The sequence below is a fragment of the Janthinobacterium sp. PSPC1-1 genome, assembly GCF_049897625.1.
Classification (GTDB): Bacteria; Pseudomonadota; Gammaproteobacteria; order Burkholderiales; family Burkholderiaceae_D; genus Janthinobacterium; species Janthinobacterium tructae.
The window spans coordinates 1-569 of the sequence record NZ_JAFCWP010000037.1 but is presented as its reverse complement, the minus strand read 5'-3'; the positions used below and the strand labels follow the sequence as shown (position 1 = coordinate 569).

1 rRNA gene is annotated in these 569 nt (G+C 51.8%); it reads left to right on the top strand.

Annotated features, from left to right (window positions below):
* Positions 1-569: ribosomal RNA gene (locus ACP7EG_RS27710) — 23S ribosomal RNA — on the top strand; the annotation flags it as partial.

Genomic DNA, 569 nt, shown 5'->3' with positions numbered 1-569 from the left:
CAGTCAGGATGTTGGCTTAGAAGCAGCCATCATTTAAAGAAAGCGTAATAGCTCACTGATCGAGTCGTCCTGCGCGGAAGATGTAACGGGGCTAAGCCAGTCACCGAAGCTGCGGATATCCTTTATTGGATATGGTAGGAGAGCGTTCTGTAAGCCTGCGAAGGTGTCTTGTAAAGGATGCTGGAGGTATCAGAAGTGCGAATGCTGACATGAGTAGCGATAATGGGGGTGAAAAGCCTCCACGCCGTAAGCCCAAGGTTTCCTGTTCAACGTTCATCGGAGCAGGGTGAGTCGGCCCCTAAGGCGAGGCAGAGATGCGTAGCTGATGGGAAGCAGGTTAATATTCCTGCACCGTCGTATGATGCGATGGGGGGACGGATCGCGGAAGGTTGTCCAACTGTTGGAATAGTTGGTTTTTGGCTCATAGAAGGCACTTAGGCAAATCCGGGTGCGGAATTCAAGGGGTTGAGACGAGTGCACTTGTGCATGAAGCAATCGGAAGTGGTTCCAAGAAAAGCCTCTAAGCTTCAGTCATACGAGACCGTACCGCAAACCGACACAGGTGGGCG